The sequence below is a fragment of the Arthrobacter sp. FW306-05-C genome (assembly GCF_021801725.1).
In the GTDB taxonomy this organism is placed as follows: Bacteria; Actinomycetota; Actinomycetes; order Actinomycetales; family Micrococcaceae; genus Arthrobacter.
The window spans coordinates 2,780,685-2,797,051 of sequence record NZ_CP084556.1 but is presented as its reverse complement, the minus strand read 5'-3'; the positions used below and the strand labels follow the sequence as shown (position 1 = coordinate 2,797,051).

At 63.3% G+C, this 16,367-nt stretch carries 15 protein-coding genes, 1 other RNA gene and 1 pseudogene; 13 read left to right on the top strand and 4 right to left on the bottom strand.

Going from position 1 to position 16,367, the window contains the following annotated elements; genetic code table 11:
- The 10 genes from LFT44_RS12965 (at position 1) to ssrA (ending at position 7,291) form a co-directional block, all read left to right on the top strand.
- Entirely contained in the window at positions 1-297 is a 297-nt protein-coding gene (locus LFT44_RS12965) for a hypothetical protein (RefSeq protein ID WP_236798869.1), read from the top strand.
- Positions 298-300: 3 nt separating this feature from the next.
- Positions 301-717 carry a TadE family protein gene (locus LFT44_RS12960; protein ID WP_236798868.1) on the top strand — a complete coding sequence of 139 codons (417 nt, stop codon included), beginning with the start codon at positions 301-303 and terminating at the stop codon, positions 715-717.
- A gap of 142 nt (positions 718-859) precedes the next feature.
- On the top strand, positions 860-1,285 hold the full coding sequence (locus tag LFT44_RS12955; RefSeq protein ID WP_236798867.1) for a hypothetical protein: 426 nt from the start codon (positions 860-862) through the stop codon (positions 1,283-1,285).
- The gene (locus tag LFT44_RS12950) at positions 1,282-1,728 is read left to right on the top strand and encodes a pilus assembly protein TadG-related protein (protein ID WP_236798866.1); all 447 of its coding nucleotides are present in this window, start codon (positions 1,282-1,284) and stop codon (positions 1,726-1,728) included. Before LFT44_RS12955 ends, LFT44_RS12950 begins: the two co-directional genes overlap by 4 nt.
- Positions 1,729-1,823: 95 nt before the next feature.
- A complete protein-coding gene (gene prfB, locus LFT44_RS12945; protein WP_236798865.1) occupies positions 1,824-2,939 on the top strand; it encodes a peptide chain release factor 2 in 1,116 nt (371 codons plus the stop codon).
- A gap of 187 nt (positions 2,940-3,126) precedes the next feature.
- A complete protein-coding gene (gene ftsE, locus LFT44_RS12940; RefSeq protein ID WP_236798864.1) occupies positions 3,127-3,915 on the top strand; it encodes a cell division ATP-binding protein FtsE in 789 nt (262 codons plus the stop codon).
- Entirely contained in the window at positions 3,912-4,826 is a 915-nt protein-coding gene (gene ftsX, locus LFT44_RS12935; protein ID WP_236798863.1) for a permease-like cell division protein FtsX, read from the top strand. Before ftsE ends, ftsX begins: the two co-directional genes overlap by 4 nt.
- Before the next feature lie 27 nt (positions 4,827-4,853).
- Positions 4,854-6,293: a M23 family metallopeptidase gene (locus LFT44_RS12930; RefSeq protein WP_236798862.1), complete on the top strand. Its 1,440-nt coding sequence runs from the start codon at positions 4,854-4,856 to the stop codon at positions 6,291-6,293.
- An 82-nt stretch (positions 6,294-6,375) separates the two neighbouring features.
- The gene (gene smpB, locus LFT44_RS12925; RefSeq protein ID WP_043453530.1) at positions 6,376-6,849 is read left to right on the top strand and encodes an SsrA-binding protein SmpB; all 474 of its coding nucleotides are present in this window, start codon (positions 6,376-6,378) and stop codon (positions 6,847-6,849) included.
- Positions 6,850-6,922: 73 nt separating this feature from the next.
- Positions 6,923-7,291, top strand: a transfer-messenger RNA (tmRNA) gene (gene ssrA, locus LFT44_RS12920).
- Between the two features lie 21 nt (positions 7,292-7,312).
- Here the strand turns inward: ssrA and LFT44_RS12915 are convergent.
- Both LFT44_RS12915 and LFT44_RS12910 read right to left on the bottom strand, forming a co-directional pair.
- Positions 7,313-7,520 (bottom strand): annotated as a pseudogene (locus LFT44_RS12915) (IS481 family transposase); the annotation flags it as partial.
- A 38-nt stretch (positions 7,521-7,558) separates the two neighbouring features.
- Positions 7,559-9,706 (bottom strand): acyltransferase family protein, encoded by a 2,148-nt coding sequence (locus tag LFT44_RS12910; protein WP_236798860.1) that lies wholly within the window; start codon positions 9,704-9,706, stop codon positions 7,559-7,561.
- A gap of 292 nt (positions 9,707-9,998) precedes the next feature.
- On the opposite strand from LFT44_RS12910, the gene LFT44_RS12905 reads away from it, so the two are divergent.
- From LFT44_RS12905 to LFT44_RS12895, 3 genes are read left to right on the top strand one after another with little or no spacing between them, the layout of a single operon-like run.
- The gene (locus LFT44_RS12905) at positions 9,999-10,463 is read left to right on the top strand and encodes a pyridoxamine 5'-phosphate oxidase family protein (protein ID WP_236798859.1); all 465 of its coding nucleotides are present in this window, start codon (positions 9,999-10,001) and stop codon (positions 10,461-10,463) included.
- Between the two features lie 57 nt (positions 10,464-10,520).
- Positions 10,521-13,706 (top strand): HAD-IA family hydrolase, encoded by a 3,186-nt coding sequence (locus LFT44_RS12900; protein WP_236798858.1) that lies wholly within the window; start codon positions 10,521-10,523, stop codon positions 13,704-13,706.
- The gene (locus LFT44_RS12895; protein WP_236798857.1) at positions 13,703-14,728 is read left to right on the top strand and encodes an ATP-dependent 6-phosphofructokinase; all 1,026 of its coding nucleotides are present in this window, start codon (positions 13,703-13,705) and stop codon (positions 14,726-14,728) included. The genes LFT44_RS12900 and LFT44_RS12895 overlap by 4 nt, the downstream gene beginning before the upstream one ends.
- Positions 14,729-14,765: 37 nt before the next feature.
- On the opposite strand, the gene LFT44_RS12890 is transcribed toward LFT44_RS12895, so the two are convergent.
- Together LFT44_RS12890 and LFT44_RS12885 are read right to left on the bottom strand one after the other, a co-directional pair.
- Positions 14,766-15,785 (bottom strand): zinc-dependent alcohol dehydrogenase family protein, encoded by a 1,020-nt coding sequence (locus tag LFT44_RS12890; RefSeq protein ID WP_236798856.1) that lies wholly within the window; start codon positions 15,783-15,785, stop codon positions 14,766-14,768.
- 49 nt (positions 15,786-15,834) lie between these two features.
- The gene (locus LFT44_RS12885; protein ID WP_236798855.1) at positions 15,835-16,305 is read right to left on the bottom strand and encodes a pyridoxamine 5'-phosphate oxidase family protein; all 471 of its coding nucleotides are present in this window, start codon (positions 16,303-16,305) and stop codon (positions 15,835-15,837) included.
- Positions 16,306-16,367: the final 62 nt, after the last annotated feature.

The window sequence follows — 16,367 nt, the reverse complement described above, 5'->3', positions numbered from 1 at the left end:
ATGAAAACCATGGAAACCCGCTTCGTGATGCTGCTTCTTGGCCTTGCGGCTTTGCTCCAGTTGCAGGTGACCCGGAGGGGCCGCCCGCAGCCGCTTCGCGCCGCGCAGGGCCGCCACGGACAGGATAACGACGAATTGTCCGTAGCGAACCCCAGCGATGATCCTGAACGCGGCGACGTTCCGGGCTGGGTGATGATAACCCTGATGTCCGCTGTCCTGGTTGCCGCCCTGCTGGCGCTTGCAGGCCCAGCACTGGAGGCGATGTTCAACCAGGCAATGGACAAGGTGGGAAACTGAACCATGGAGGTGTCCGCTCCCGGTCCGGCGGCGCAGCCGGACTTGTCCCGCCCCGGGGAGCGGGGTTCGGCCGTGGTGGACTTTGTCCTGGTCGGCGGGCTGCTGACAATGTTCTTTCTGGCGATCGTCCAGTTGACCCTGGTACTGCATGTCCGGAATACGCTCATAGATGCGGCTGCATCAGGGGCACGGTATGGAACCCTTGCTGACCGCACCGCCTCGGACGCCGAGGAACGAACCCGCAGCCTCATAAGCATGGCCTTGAACAAAGGTTTTGCAGAGCAGGTCAGTAGCGAGGAAGTAAGCGTGCAAGGTATGCGGACACTGGAGGTGACGGTCAGGTCTCCAATGCCCGTCATCGGCCTGATCGGACCACGGGACATGCTGGAGGTGAAAGGGCATGCCGCCATCCAGCCCTGATCGGTCCCGCTCTACGTCATTGCACGGGGCCAACGTACAGCTTGGTTCCAGTCTCCGCCTGCGCCTCCAGGCGCGCCTGGCTGAGACACTCTGCTTCAAAAGGGACCGGGACTGTGAGTCGGATCAAACATCCAAAGGGCCTGTGTACCGGCAGCGGTGTTCCAGTGAACAGGGAAGCGCGGTAGTCGAGTTCACCTTCCTTGCACTCCTGCTGATGGTCCCGCTCGTGTACTTCGTAATCACGGTTGGCCAAATCCAGGGAGGATCGTTTGCGGTGGTGGGCGCCGCAGACCAGGCAGCGAAGGTGTTTGTCGCCCAGCCCGATTCCTCCACGGCCCAGGCAACAGCGGAGCGGGCGGTGGCTCTTGCCCTTTCCGACTTCGGGCACCAACCGGACCGCGCCACCATGACCACCACCTGCAATCCCGCCGACTGCCAGGCGGCGGGCACTGCGGTAACCGTGACCGTCAGGCTGGGCGTGCCCCTGCCGTTCGTGCCGTTTGCCGAAGGGTTGTCCGCAACGGAGGTAGAAGCAGCTTCTACCCAGCTCGTCGGTCGGTACCGGTGAAACGCAGGGAACCGGATGAAAGCGGACAGCTGATGGTGATGATCCTCGGCTACGTGCTCCTGGCGCTTTTAGTGGCGACCGTGGTCATCGGCATAACCGCGGTGTACCTGGAGCACAAGCGTCTCCTGTCCTTGGCGGATGCGGCGTCCCTGGCTGCGGCCGACAGCTACACACTGGGGGAAGTCTCAGCAGAGGGGGGAAGCCCATCCGCTGTCCTCAACCCCGCCCGGGTCCGACATGTGGCCGCCGATTTCGTTGGCAGGAGCCCCGCCTCGCAGCGGTTTTCCAGCCTTGCTGTCACCGGGGCAACGGGCACGCCGGACGGTTCCACTGCCGTCGTGGTCCTCACTGCCTCTGTCCACCCGCCCGTAGTGAACTTCCTGATTCCTGACGGCATCCGCATCGAGGCGACATCAACCGCGCGTTCACGCCTGACCCGCTGACGCGTTGGCCGGCTGGCCGTCGCGACGACGGGCCACTGAACCAGCTCACGGGCCGGGCCGGGCGGTATGCCCCGATAGCGTAGGCTTAAACCACCATGGCCAATATTGATTTTTCCGCTGAAATCCGCGCGCTCCGCGCCACCTACGAGTCCATTGAACGCGTTTCCGACGTGGAGGCACTCAAAGAGGACATCGCAGAACTCAGCGAGCGGGCAGGGGAGCCCGACCTTTGGGACGATCCCGCGGCCGCACAGAAAATCACCTCGCGGCTCTCCCACCGACAGTCGGAACTGGAACGCCTCACCAATCTTGCGGCCCGGATCGACGATCTGGAAGTACTGGTTGAGCTCGGGCAGGACGAGGACGACGCCGACTCGATGGGGGAGGCCGCGGCCGAACTTGAGTCCATTAAGAAGGCCCTCAAGGACCTGGAAGTCGTGACACTGCTCTCGGGTGAGTACGACGAGCGCGAAGCCGTGGTTTCCATTCGCGCGGGCGCAGGAGGCGTTGATGCCGCAGACTTTGCCGAGATGCTCATGCGCATGTACCTCCGCTGGGCGGAACGGCACGGCTACCCCACAACCGTCATGGACACTTCCTACGCGGAAGAGGCTGGACTCAAGTCCGCCACTTTCGAGGTGAAGGCGCCCTACGCGTACGGGACCCTGAGCGTGGAAGCCGGGACCCACCGCCTCGTCAGGATCAGCCCCTTTGATAACCAGGGCCGCCGGCAGACCTCCTTCGCCGCTGTCGAAGTCATTCCGCTGATCGAACAGACCGACTCGATCGACATCCCCGACAACGAAATCAGGGTGGACGTCTTCCGTTCATCCGGCCCTGGCGGCCAGTCGGTGAACACGACCGACTCCGCTGTCCGCCTTACCCATATCCCGACGGGCACCGTGGTGTCCATGCAGAATGAAAAGTCCCAGCTGCAGAACCGTGCAGCTGCCATGCGCGTGCTGCAGTCCCGCCTCCTGCTTTTGAAGAAGGAGCAGGAGGATGCGGAAAAGAAGGCGCTGGCCGGGGACGTCAAGGCATCCTGGGGTGACCAGATGCGCTCCTACGTCCTGAACCCGTACCAAATGGTGAAGGACCTGCGGACCGAGCACGAGGTGGGCAATACCGCGGCAGTGTTCGACGGCGAAATTGATGACTTCATCGACGCCGGCATCCGCTGGCGAACAGACAACCGGAACGCCGAAAAGTAGCCCTCACTCCAAGGCCCGGGGACCGCTGATCCGGCGACACGCCCCTGGAAGCCCGGCCAACCGCCGGACGTTTTGCGTATAGTCAAGGGGCCGGGGCCCTACTTTCCCCAAACGAAAACCCGTGCACCGGCTGCAGAACTGGGCTGCATCTGAAGAATCAGCCATGCCCTGCAGGGTACTTAGGGCCATGATCCGATTCGAAAATGTCACCAAGGTTTACGACCAGAAAGCCCGTCCGGCGCTGGATTCGGTCACCCTTGAGATTGACCGCGGCGAATTCGCCTTCCTTGTCGGCGCCTCCGGCTCCGGAAAGTCGACGTTCCTCCGGCTCGTTCTGAAGGAAGACCGCGCCACCTCCGGTGCCGTCTATGTCGCCGGCCAGAACGTGGCCAAGATTTCCAGCTGGCGCGTTCCGCGCCTCCGCCGGGGCATCGGCGTCGTCTTCCAGGACTTCCGCCTCCTGCCGCAGAAGAATGTGTTCGCCAACGTAGCGTTCGCCATGCAGGTCATCGGCAAGAGCCGCAGCGTTATCCGCGACACCGTCCCCGAGGTCCTCAAAACGGTAGGGCTTGAGGGCAAGGAACACCGCATGCCGCACGAGCTTTCCGGCGGCGAGCAGCAGCGCGTCGCCATCGCCCGAGCCGTGGTCAACCGCCCGGGGATCCTCCTCGCTGACGAACCCACCGGAAACCTGGACCCCACCACCTCCATGGGCATTATGGGCGTGCTGGACAAGATCAACCAGAACGGAACCACCGTGGTGATGGCCACGCACGATGACGACATCGTCAACGAGATGCGCAAGCGGGTGGTCGAGCTCAAAAACGGTGTTGTGATCCGCGACGAAGCCAAGGCCCTGTACACATCGATGATTCCGGTTGTCGGCCAGTCCCGGCGCCTGAAGGACGCCAGCGGCAGGGAAACGCCCGACGGCGGCCTGCCGGGCAACGGTGCCGAAGGCGAGGCCCAGCGATGAGGCTCGCGTTCATCCTGTCCGAGATCGGCAGCGGTCTGCGCCGCAACCTTTCCATGGTGGTCTCGGTGATCCTGGTGACGTTCGTGTCCCTTACCTTCGTGGGCGCCGCCGGCATGCTGCAGATGCAGATCAACCAGATGAAAGGCTACTGGTACGACAAAGTCCAGGTGGCCATCTTCCTGTGCAGTGAAGGTTCGACGGCGCCGGGCTGCGCGTCCGGGCCCGTCACCCCTGAGCAGCAACAGGGCCTCAACGCTCTCCTGGAGTCCCCGGCTGTGGCGCAGTACATCAACGACTTCCAGTTTGAGTCCAAGGATGAGGCCTACAAGCACTTCAAGGACCAGTTCTCCAATTCGCCCATCGTCGATTCCGTGACGCCGGACCAGCTGCCGGCATCGTTCCGGATCAACATGAAGGATCCACAGAAGTACCAGATCATCAGCGAGACGTTCTCGTCCCAGCCGGGCGTAGAAACGGTCATTGACCAGCGCCAGCTGCTCGAACGCCTGTTCTCGGTGATGAACGGCGCCTCCTTGGTGGCAGTGGGCATCGCAGGTGTCATGATCGTCTGCGCCATCCTGCTGATCGCCACCACCATCAGGCTCTCCGCCTTCAGCCGACGCCGGGAAACCGGAATCATGCGGCTCGTGGGAGCCTCAAAAACGGTGATCCAGCTGCCGTTCATCCTGGAAGGCGTCATCGCAGCAGTGATCGGTGCTGCCCTGGCCTCGGGCACCCTGTGGGCGGTGGCGCAGTTCTTCCTCGGCGACTACATGTCGCGGCAATACCCCGATACGGCCTTCATCTCATCCGGCCAGACCCTGATCCTCGCTCCGGCGCTGCTGGTCCTTGGCGGATCCTTGGCAGGAATTTCGTCTCTCTTGACCTTACGTAGATATTTGCGCGTTTAGGCTGTGCACACCGACCAAGGAATGCCCATGAACCTGATTGATCAACCCTTGCCCCGTCCTCGGCACAGCCGAGGGCGGACCGCCGGACGCCGTTTGGGGGTCATCAGCGGTGTGCTCACCATTCTGCTGTCCGCGGGGATGGCCGTTGCGACGCCCGTCGCCTTCGCCGACGACCTCGAGGACCGCAAAGCTGCGCTCGAAGCAGAAGCCGCACGCGTGCAGGCTTCCCTCGAATTTGTCGATTCCCGGATTGCAAAGGCCGCCGGGGACCTGGTGATTTACCAGGGCCAGCTTCCGGGTGCCCAGCAGGCGCTGCTCGACGCGCAGGGTCGCGTGGCCAGCGCGGTGAAGGAATCGGAGGCACTGGCCGCGCGTGTGGACATGGCCCAGCAGAACAAGGCGAAGATCACCCAGCAGCTTGAAACGGACAAGCAGAAGATCGCCGATACCAAGAAACTGATCGGCCAGATTGCCACGCAAGCCTACAAATCCGGCGGCGTTCCCTCCAACCTGTCGCTGTTCTTCGGCTCCAACAGCGGCAGCAGCCTGACTGAAACCATGGACCTGGCTGACCAGGCCATGCGCAGCCAGAACGCGGCCATGGACAAGCTCAACCAGCAGAACGCCACCAACGTAAACTCTGAAGCCCGCCTTCAGGCCGTGGAAGTGGAAATCAAGGACCTCAAGGCCAAAGCCGACGCCGCTCTGGAACGGGAAAAGGCGGCGCGTGACGAAGCTGCGGCGAAGAAGGCGCAGGTAGACCAACTGATTGCGGATACCACGCGCCTTGACGCTGAGCTCCAGGCCGCCAAGCCCGGAATTCAGGCCAAACTTGCCGGTGTCCAAGCCAACCAGAACCAAGTTGCCAACGAAATCGCAGAACGTGACCGAAAAGCCCGGGAGGCGTGGGAAGCGGAGCAGCGCCGGCAGGCAGAGGCTGCTGCTGCAGCTGCCGCCGCTGCAGCAGCCGCAGCCGCGGCAGCGAACCGCCCGGCGCCGCCCGTTCAGCCGTATGTACCGCCCGCGGTAGGGTCGCCGTCGGCCTTTGGCCTCCGCCACCCGTTCGACGGCAGCATCCCCATCACCTCAGGCTTTGGCTACCGCACAACTCCGCCGGGAACGATCGACTTCTACGGCACCGGCGGCTATATGCATACGGGAATCGACTTCGGTGCCGCCTGTGGCACCCCTGTGTACGCGGCGGCGGCCGGGGAAGTCTTTAGCTCCGGCTGGAACTCCGCCGACGGTGGCGGGTGGCGCGTCAAGATTGATCATGGCCTGGTGCAGGGGAACACCCTGACCACCATCTATTACCACAACTCCAGCATCGTCGTCTCGAATGGGCAGCGCGTCTCCCAAGGCCAGCTCATTGCCTACTCCGGCAGTACCGGTAACTCCACCGGCTGCCACGCCCACTTCGAAACATGGCTCAACGGCAAGGCCGTAGATCCCATGGGACTGCTGTAGGGGAGAACACCCCTGCCGTAGACTGGGATAGCTCTGCGCCGCCAGGCGGGGAGCTGCCAACTTGAACTTGAGGAGTTTTCCCGTGCCTAAAGAAAGTGGCCGTAAGGTGGTGGCCACCAACCGCAAGGCCCGGCACGATTACCATGTGCTGGACACTTACGAGGCCGGCATCGCGTTGATGGGCACCGAAGTGAAGTCCCTGCGCGAGGGCCATGCCTCCATGGTGGACGGATTCTGCACGTTCTATAACGACGAGCTGTGGATGGAAGCCATCCACATTCCGGAGTACAACCAGGGCAGCTGGACCAATCACGCTGCACGCCGCCGCCGTAAGCTGCTGCTGCACCGCGAGGAGCTCATCAAGATCTCCCGCAAGGTCCAGGAAGCCGGCTACACCATCGTTCCGCTGCAGCTCTACTTTGTGGACGGCCGCGCCAAGGTGGAAATCGCCGTGGCCCGCGGTAAACGCGAGTACGACAAGCGGCAGACGCTGCGGGAGCAGCAGGACAACCGCGAGGCGCAGCGTGAGATGCGCGAACGCAACCGTCGCCGGTAGGAATTATTTCACCGGGGCATGCGTTAGTATGGATAGTCCGGCAGGCTTGCCAGCCGGTTTGGTAACAAAATACGGGGATGATCGGTTTCGACGGTGTTAGTCGCGACAGGTGAAGCGGGCCGAGGATGCAGAATTATCTCGTAAACGCTTTCTGCAAACCAATAAGTGCCGAATCTAAGCGCACTGACTTCGCTCTCGCTGCCTAAGCAGTAAGACAGTCCGTCAGCCCGGGGTTGCTATCGCCCCGGATCCTGGCGTCATTTAGATAGCCACTGCTGTTTGCTCCCGTCATCGGAGTAAACGGGACTTTTAGATGACTGGGCCCGGATCAGCCAGCTGTTTGCAGCATGGCTGGGGCCGAGAAAATCCGACGCAAACTGCGCCCGGAGAAGCCCTGACAACACGACATCGGACGGGGGTTCAATTCCCCCCATCTCCACCCAATGGTGACTCGAGCCATCCTTCACGGATGAGTCGAGTCATCGGTAGCACCCCGGTCTTCGGACCGGGGTGTTTTTTTGCCCTGTTTTTCTGGGCTGGCGGTTCCTTGCGGGGTCGATGGTGAGTTCGCGGATGATCCCGCCAGTGGTGGCGTCGCTGATGGTGACATCGTTGTGGACGAGCATCAGGACATGTTTGCGGGCGTCGGCGCAACCGATGCCGATGTGGCGAGCACCCCGGTCAACTGGCCGGGGTGCCGTAGGAGGACCTATTGCTGGGCCTCGTTAAACCTCTGAGCCAGCACGGGCACGAGGGAGCGGATGTAGCTGCGTGCCGCATGGTCATAATCGGCGTACACCTGGAGGCCACCTATCACTGCATAGCAGCTGCGGTCGTCACAGAACTGATCGGACAGGTCGAGGACTTTCACATTAGGTTTGCCGATGCGGTGGGCGGCATCAGCGACAGGGTCCGGCAGCAAAGCCTCGGCCCGCGCGTTTGCACAGCTAATCGGGTGTTGCTGGTTGAGCGCGACGCAGTCCGGGCTGCTGTGCCGCAGGGTCAGCGGGGGATCCCGGAAGACGAAGACCCGTGAACCGGCGTCGGTCCATTCTCTGAATCGCTTGGTTACCGCATCGTTGTACTGGTCCAGCTGGGAGCGGCCGGTGCCGTCATCTATGCTTTCGCCGGCTCCAAATGATGAAACGAAAACCATGTCGGGCTTTTCCCGGACAATTCGGTCCGTTACCTGCTGACTCCACGACAAGCATCGCAGTTGCGAGTGAGGATCGGTGGCTGGGTCTCCCATGAAGGCGACTCGCTTTACATCCACAAATGGACAGCCGCCGACCATGGACTCCTTTAGCTTCCACTTGTGAAGCTTTGCAAGCTCGTATAACGCGCCTTTCCATTGCTCCGCGTGCGAGTCACCGATCAGCCATACGGTTGCTGCGGATTGCGCGCCCCCGGTGAAATCGCAGTCCGTCAGGATCTTCTGGTCTTCGAAGACTATGGGGTCAGCTGCAGGGTGACATTCGGGAGCGTCAAAACGTGGTGCTTCATTCGGACCCACATTTGCGACTTGGGCAGCCCCGAACGGATCGCTGCAATTGTTTTTCGGGTCCAGGCTGCGCGCCCCGTAACAGGGCCCTCCGGAGAGTGACTGAAGCTTCGCAGTTTCGGCTTCCTGGGCCTTGCCAAAGCTCAGCAGGAGGCCGCCGCCAAGGGCGCAGACAAATGCCATAGTCGCTGCCATATATCGGACGACGTGAACTGGTTTGGCCGCGCGCAGGAGTTTAGTGCGGCCCGGGTCTTCAACAAGTTTCTTGGAAACATAGGCCAGCGCAATGGCGAGGACCAGTACAAGTATTTTGTCCTTGGTCCACAGGGAGTGGCCCAAAAGTGCCGGGGCCAAAACGATCAGTGGCCAGTGCCACAGATAAAGGGAATAGGACACGTCACCCACCAGCTGGATGGGCTTGACGGCGAAAATCCGGTTAGGGGACCAGAACGGGCTGTTGGGTCCGGAGGCGATCACGAGCGCAGTGCCGACGACGGGGACTGCCGCAGCGATACCAGGGAAATACGTCTGCTCGTTGTAGGAAAACGCGGAATACGCTATCAGACAGTATCCGAGCCATTGTGCCGCGCCGGACACAGACAGGTGATAACTCGGCAGCCGCAGACGTAAAGCCGCCAATGCTTGGGGGCCACCGATCGCAATCAGGGCTCCCGCGCCGAACTCCCATACACGGGCAGGCGTGACAAAGTAGGCCGGGCTCTTGTTTGTGTAGGTGAACCAGATACAAAAGGCCCAAGCCAGGGCGCTGACGACAGTAACACCCAGCGCGAGAAACACCCGCCGGCGGACACGGAGCCGGGCCGCAGCCAAGAACAGCCCAAGAAGGAGCAGCGGCCAGAGCAGATAGAACTGCTCCTCCACTGACAGGGACCAAAAGTGCTGCACGGTCGACGCGACTTCGTTATGCGCAGAGTAATCCACGAACTTGGCCGCCAGGACCCAGTTTTCAACGTAGAGAACGGACGCCATTGTTTCCTGTGCGATTGAGACCCAGCGCGAGAAAGGCAGCAGGGCCCACGCGGCCAATAGCGAAATTACGGCGACAAGGGTTGCGGCCGGAAGCAATCTCCTGATCCGCCGTGAATAGAACTTCCCGAGTTCGATCCGGTTCGAGCGCTCCAGTTCCCCAAGCAAGTGCTTGGTAATCAGGTATCCCGAAATCACGAAGAAGACGTCGACGCCGACATAACCACCTGGAAGTCTTAGTGGCCACAGGTGATTGAGCACCACGAGTCCGACGGCCAAGGCGCGAAGGGCCTGAATGTCCTTGCGGGTAGCGCTGGCCGCTTCTGTCCGCCGCACGTCAGCCCTGGATAGCAAGACCTGTCCGGTCACACGTACTCCTCAATTTTTCTGTCAAGTGAATGCAAGCCCTGCCCCCTCGACGCCGACACCTGTTTACGACCGGTGCTCGTTTCACGCGCGACGTGCAGTCGATAAAGCCAAGAAAAGGGCCCGATTTTGACCAGGTAAGGGGAGAGAATTACCCGGTTGTACTTTAGCACCGGGCATGGCGCGAATTGCTGCTGGATATATGCACCGGGAGTCCGCGCCGAAATGTGGCCTGCACCCGGGCCGGGCCGAAATGCTCTGGTACTCCGGGCCGCCGCCCCGCTATCTTCGGAGCATGCACAACGACGCGCTGCAAACGCCTACCGAAGTCCTCGACGCAGGAACGTGCTGGGACCTCCTCCGAGGCGTGTCCGTCGGGCACCTGGCCGTACTGGTGGACGGGTATCCGGAAGTCTTCCCGGTCAATTACAAGGTGGATCAACAGTCAGTTGTTTTCCGCACCGGGGAAGGTGCCAAACTGCGCGCAGCCGGGGGACCGCTAGCCGTCGCGCTTGAAGCCGACGGCCATGACGCATCCAGGGCATGGAGCGTGCTGGTCAAGGGCAGAGCGGTCACCCTGGAGCCCTCAGAGGAACTCCTGGCAGGGGCCGGGCTGACACTTTTCCCTTGGCAGGCTGGCGAAAAGGATCACTTCGTCCGAATCGTCCCCACCTCCGTCAGCGGACGGCGCTTCACCATCACATCCCCGCTTACGTGGTGGAACCATGTGGGACACGCGGCACGCAGGGACACTGCTTAGTCGGCGCCGGGCCCATCGGCCCTTTCCGGAACCCGGGCTTGCTGGTACCACTTACCTATGATCGGGTCGCCCACCGCCGCTGCCGCCAAACCACCATTCGACGCCGTCATTTTCGACCTCGACGGGGTGGTCACCAACACGGCGCTGGTCCATCAGGCAGCATGGAAAGACGCGTTTGAGCGGATCCTGCATGACCCCAGGGTTCCGGCGGACGCCAACCGTGCCCCCCTCAGCAGGGCTGACTACCTCACCTTCATTGACGGGATGCCGCGTGAGGAAGGGGTGGTGCGGTTCCTCGCCGCCCGCGGAGTCAAGGTTGAAAAGGGGAAAGAGACCGACGCGGCCGGAGCCTGGACCGGATTCGGCCTGGGGGCCTGGAAGAACGAATACTTCCTGCAGCACCTCCGCGATGACGGCGTCCAGAGCTACCCCGGAACACTGGAACTGCTGCAACGGCTTGCGGGCGCGGCGGTGCCAACCGCCGTGGTCACCTCAAGCCGGAACGCCTCGCTGGTCCTGCAAGCGGCAGGCATCCATGATTTGTTCCAGGCAGTGATGGACGGAACGACGGCGGCCGGGCTGGGTCTGCGCGGAAAGCCGGCACCGGACGTTTTTCTTGAGGCCGCATCACGGCTGGGGGTGGCTCCGGCACACGCCGTGGTGGTGGAGGATTCGGCGGCGGGGGTCGAGGCCGGCCGGCGCGGCGGTTTCGGCCTCGTGGTGGGAATCGACCGCACCGGGAACCGCCGCCAGCTCGAAGCGGCCGGTGCCGGAATCGTCCTCAACGACGTGGGAGAGCTGGACCTGGGACAAGTCATCGGCAACGCATGGCACCTCGTCTACGAAGGTTTCGACGCCGCGCACGAGGGGCACCGGGAAGCGCTGACCACGCTGGGCAACGGTTACATGGGCGTGCGGGGAGCGGCACCCGAGGGCGGACCCTTCAGCTACGCGGGCATGTATCTTGCGGGCGTGTACAACCGGGTCCTCGCCAAGGCCGCCGGCGAGACGCTGCTGGAAGAACACATGGTTAACGCACCCGATTGCCTGCCGCTTGACTTGCGCTTGTCCGGCCAGCCGTGGTGGTCGGAAGGCGGAATGACCGTCATCCGCGAGCGCCGTGTCCTGGACCTTAGAAAGGCGTTGCTCGAACGGAGGCTGCTGTTGGAGGGCGCAGACCACCGGTGCCTGGAAGTGGTGCAGACCCGCTTTGCATCCATGGCAGAACCCCACCTGCTTGTCCTTGAAACGGTGATTACTGCGCTGGGCTGGAGAGGTGACGTGGAAGTCCGCAGCGGCATAAATGCCGCCGTGCGCAACGCCAACCTGCCTGAACACGCCCAGGGTTCCGACATCCATCTCGCTGACATGACTGCCCCGCGCGGCTCCAGCCTGGAGCTGCCTTCCGACGGAACCTCCGTCGTCGAAGTGGAAACCACGCAAAGCCTGATCCGCATCGCCGCAGCCTATCGGACATCCCTGTCCCAGGCGGCGAAAGGAAGCGAGGGCGGCAGGAAAGGCGCGTTCCATTTCCATACCCTGCTGCTTTCCCTTGAGGCAGGCGCGACGGCGCGGATCACCAAGACAGTGGCCGTGGTGACGTCCCGCGACCGTGCCATCTCCTCCCCGGCGACTGAGGCCAGGGCCGTGCTCGGGCGCGCAGGCGGTGACTATGATGCGTTGCTGGCGGCGCACGAGGATGCCTGGCGGCGCGAAGTCCGGCCGTTTTTGGTGGACATCGATGCTCCGGTCCAGGTGAAACTGGTTCTTAACCTGCACATCTTCCATTTGTTGCAGACATTGACCCACCACACGGCCGAACTCGACGCCGGCGTCACCGCGCGCGGCCTGCATGGCGAAGGCTACCGCGGCCACGTCTTTTGGGATGAGCTGTTCGTCCTGCCGGTGCTCACCTCAAGGACGCCCGACATTGCCCGCTCCGTGCTCGATTACCGGTGGCGGCGGCTTCCCGCTGCCCGGCATGCTGCAGTGATGGCGGGACTGGAAGGAGCCAAGTTCCCATGGCAGAGCGGCAGTGATGGGACCGAGGAGACGCCAAAATGGCTGTACAACGAAAGGTCCGGAAGGTGGGTGAAGGACCACTCGCATCTGCAGGTCCACTCGGGGCTGGCCGTTGCCTTCAACGCCTGGCAGTACTTCCAGGCCACTGGGAACAAGATTTGGCTCCTCCAAAAGGGGGCCGAGCTGGTGATCGAGGTTGCCAGGTTCTTCCGATCCCTGGCCTGCTACGACGAGCAGGGCGGCCGGTACCACCTGCGCGGCGTGGTGGGACCGGACGAATACCACACGGGGTACCCTGGCCGGGACAAACCAGGCCTGGACGATAATGCCTACACCAACGTCATGGCCGCGTGGGTCTGCGCCCAGGCGGCGGGCATCCTGTCCTTCCTCCATGGCAGCGAGCGTGCCGGGCTCATGGAACGCCTCGGTGTCACCGATGAGGAAACAGCCGGGTGGGCGCACATGGGAAGCGCGATGTACGTCCCCTTTCACAGTGACGGCGTCATCAGCCAGTTCGAAGGCTACGGGGATCTGAAGGAGCTTGATTGGGAGCATTACCGGGACGAGTACGGTGACATTGAACGCCTGGACCTGATCCTGGAAGCCGAGAACGACGCGACCAACTGCTACAAACTGGCAAAACAGGCGGATGTCCTGATGCTGCCGTACCTGCTGGGCCACGAAGGACTGGTCAGCATGCTTCAGCGGCTGCATTACGGGTTCGGGCAGGAACAACTCAACCGGACCATTGAGTACTACCTCGCCAGGACGGCCCATGGCTCCACGCTAAGCAGGGTTGCACACGCATCCGTCCTGGCAGGGCTGGACGCGGACAGGGCCTGGGACAGCTTCCGGGAAGCGCTCGACGCCGATTTGGACGACACCCAGCACGGCACCACCCGCGCGGGGATCCATTTAGGCGCAATGGGCGGCACGATCGACGTGGTGCAGCGCAGCTTCGCGGGCCTGCGGTTCAGCGGGGAGACCATCGTGTTCGCCCCCAACCTGCCCACGGGTCTTCGCGGCGTGGCCTTCGAAGTCCTGTACCGGGGGCACCGGCTTCGGGTGCATCTCAAGGATGGGCGGATGAGCATCGCCTCCGCCCCTGGCGACGCCGGCCCCATCAAGGTGCATGTGTACGGCACCGACGTTGTCCTGCCTCCCGGCCGGACCCGGCACTTCCCGTTGCCTGCCCGGGCCCCCGGACTGGCGGCGTCGTGAAACGGCTGGGAATCCTCACCAGTGGTGGTGACTGCCCGGGGGTCAATGCGGTCATCCGCGGAGCCGTACTGGGCGGGGACGTGGCGCACGGATACGAATTCCTGGGGTTCAGGGACGGATGGCGGGGTGTCCTTGAACAGGACGCCGTTCCTTTGCCCCGGACGAGCGTCCGTGGGATCTCGCGCCTGGGCGGAACCATCCTGGGCACGTCGCGAACCAACCCGCTGGTAGGGAAGGGAATCGATGGCGTGCGGAGCTGTTTTCGGCGCAACGGCCTGGAAGGCCTGATCGCCATCGGGGGAGAGGGGACGCTGGCGGCCGCCCGGGAACTGTGCGCGCAGGACATCAACGTGGTGGGGGTGCCCAAGACCATCGACAACGACCTTGGCGCTACGGACTACACCTTTGGCTTTGACACCGCAGTCCAGACTGCCACGGAAGCCATGGACCGCCTGCGGACCACAGGCGAATCCCATCACCGCTGCATGGTGGCGGAAGTCATGGGCCGCAACGCAGGGTGGATAGCCCTGCATTCCGGGATGGCCTCCGGCGCGCACGCCATCCTCATACCGGAGCATCCCGTATCCCTGGACCAGGTCTGTTCATGGGTGGTATCCGCCCGCGACCGCGGCAGGGCTCCCCTTGTGGTGGTGGCCGAAGCCTTCGCACCCGAGGGGCACCCTGCGCCTTACGCCCCCCGCGGCCTGGATACTTTCGGCAGGCCACGACTGGGAGGCATCGGGCTGCTGCTTGAAGGGGAACTACAGATGAGGACCGGCATCGAAACCCGGGCCACGGTCCTGGGCCACATTCAGCGCGGCGGCGAGCCAACGGCCTTCGACCGTGTCCTTGCCACCCGCCTGGGCCTGGCCGCGGTCGAATCCGCAGCAGCGGGACGGTGGGGCACCATGGTGTCGCTGCGTGGCACGGACATCGTGAATGTCGGCCTGGACGAGGCGCTGGGACAACTGAAAGTGGTGCCCGAGGCGCGCTACAAGGAGGCCGCCGTCCTGTTCGGCTGAGGTGGCGCAGTGACGGGAATCGGGCGGCCTGCAGAAACTATTGCACAGCCTGTTCGGGGCGGACCCGCAGGACCGCCGACCCGGTTATCCTGTCCGCCGCCAGGTCTTCCAGGGCCTTATCGGCAGCGGCAAACGGGTACACCGTGGTGGTGAGGGCCAGGGAAAGCCGGGCTGCGAGGGTCAGGAACTCCTGCCCGTCCCTCCTGGTGTTGGCTGTCACGCTGCGCACCTGCCGTTCAAAAAAGAGCTCCCTGGCGTAATCCAGGGCCGGGATGTCGCTCAGGTGGATGCCCGCGATTGTCAGCGTCCCGCCGCGGTCGAGGGCACGCAGGGCGACGGGAACGAGGTCACCTGCCGGTGCAAACAGGATGGCGGAATCGAGCGGTACCGGCGGTTCGGCGTACGCGTCCCCTGCATACTCCGCTCCCAGGTCCAACGCCAGTGACCGTGCGCCCGGGGACCGGGTCATGACGAACACAGAGGCGCCCTGTTTGAGTGCCAGTTGCGCGGTGATGTGGGCTGAACTGCCGAAGCCGTAGATGCCCAGGCGCCCGCCGACCGGCAGGGCTGCGCGTTTCAGGGCGCGGTACCCGATAATTCCGGAACACAGCAACGGCGCAGCTTGTTCGTCGGTAAATGAGGCAGGCAGAGGGTAGGCAAAGTCCTCCGCTACCGTCAGGTGCTCTGCGTAGCCCCCATCCCTGTCCCAGCCGGTAAAGACGGGTGACGAGCAAAGGTTCTCTTCACTTCGGCGGCAGTAGGGGCACCGGCCGCAGGTCCCGCCGAGCCACGCCACGCCAACCCTGTCACCTACTGTGAACCGCGTGCAATCCGCCCCCGTTTCAATGACGACGCCGACTGCTTCGTGGCCTGGCACCACGTGCGGATGCCGCGGCGCCAGGTCTCCTTCAGCGAGGTGGAGGTCTGTCCGGCAGACGCCGCAAACGCTCACTTCCACCAGGAGTTCGCCGGCGGCAGGTCTGGGGGTGGGCCGCTCACCCAGCAGCAGTGGATGGGTGGATATGGGCCCCGGCTGGTTCACCCACCATGCCCGCACAGCGTTCTCCTGTCCGTTGTCCTGCCGGCGTCTCCTGCCCGGCGGCCGCCTATTCGAAGCCGGCGCGGGTTGCGTCGTCCAGCGGGGTTTGCCACAGCAGCGGCGCGTTTACTGTAAAACGCCTCCCCGTGATGGACTCCGGCGTGATGCGGATGAAGTGCTCCTGCCCTACGCCCTGCCAGGGAAACAGGGCACGGCGGATGTCGTCGAGGTCGGGGCCCGTGGGCGTGGTCTCCTGTGCCTTGCCCTTGATAACGACGCTCCAGGCAAGGCCGAACTGCGGGCTGACAGCATCGGCTTCCAGTGCAACCGCGGCATCCGACTGGATTGCCTGCTGCTTGGTGCCGCTGCCGGTGCGGAACACCAGCGTTTGGCCGTCCACCTTGTAGTTGACGGGGAAGACGTCGGGGTGGCCGTCGGCGATGACGGCGAGCCGCCCCACCCCGGTTTGGGAGAGGAGTGTCCAGCATTCCGCCGTGTCAAGGATTTCCGGCGCCGGTACGTTCGTGTTGTCAGTCATAGGCCACAGCGTAGGCAACTCTCCTGCTTGCGGAAAGGGCATAAAGGCCTGGCATGGAAGGA

What these genes read in the sequence shown, in the direction of transcription:
- LFT44_RS12965 (WP_236798869.1), top strand. Translation starts at nt 1, where the DNA reads ATGAAAACCATGGAAACCCGCTTCGTGATGCTGCTTCTTGGCCTTGCG.
- LFT44_RS12960 (WP_236798868.1), top strand. Translation starts at nt 301, where the DNA reads ATGGAGGTGTCCGCTCCCGGTCCGGCGGCGCAGCCGGACTTGTCCCGC.
- prfB (WP_236798865.1), top strand. Translation starts at nt 1,824, where the DNA reads ATGGCCAATATTGATTTTTCCGCTGAAATCCGCGCGCTCCGCGCCACC.
- ftsE (WP_236798864.1), top strand. Translation starts at nt 3,127, where the DNA reads ATGATCCGATTCGAAAATGTCACCAAGGTTTACGACCAGAAAGCCCGT.
- ftsX (WP_236798863.1), top strand. Translation starts at nt 3,912, where the DNA reads ATGAGGCTCGCGTTCATCCTGTCCGAGATCGGCAGCGGTCTGCGCCGC.
- LFT44_RS12930 (WP_236798862.1), top strand. Translation starts at nt 4,854, where the DNA reads ATGAACCTGATTGATCAACCCTTGCCCCGTCCTCGGCACAGCCGAGGG.
- LFT44_RS12905 (WP_236798859.1), top strand. Translation starts at nt 9,999, where the DNA reads ATGCACAACGACGCGCTGCAAACGCCTACCGAAGTCCTCGACGCAGGA.
- LFT44_RS12900 (WP_236798858.1), top strand. Translation starts at nt 10,521, where the DNA reads ATGATCGGGTCGCCCACCGCCGCTGCCGCCAAACCACCATTCGACGCC.
- LFT44_RS12885 (WP_236798855.1), bottom strand. Translation starts at nt 16,305, where the DNA reads ATGACTGACAACACGAACGTACCGGCGCCGGAAATCCTTGACACGGCG.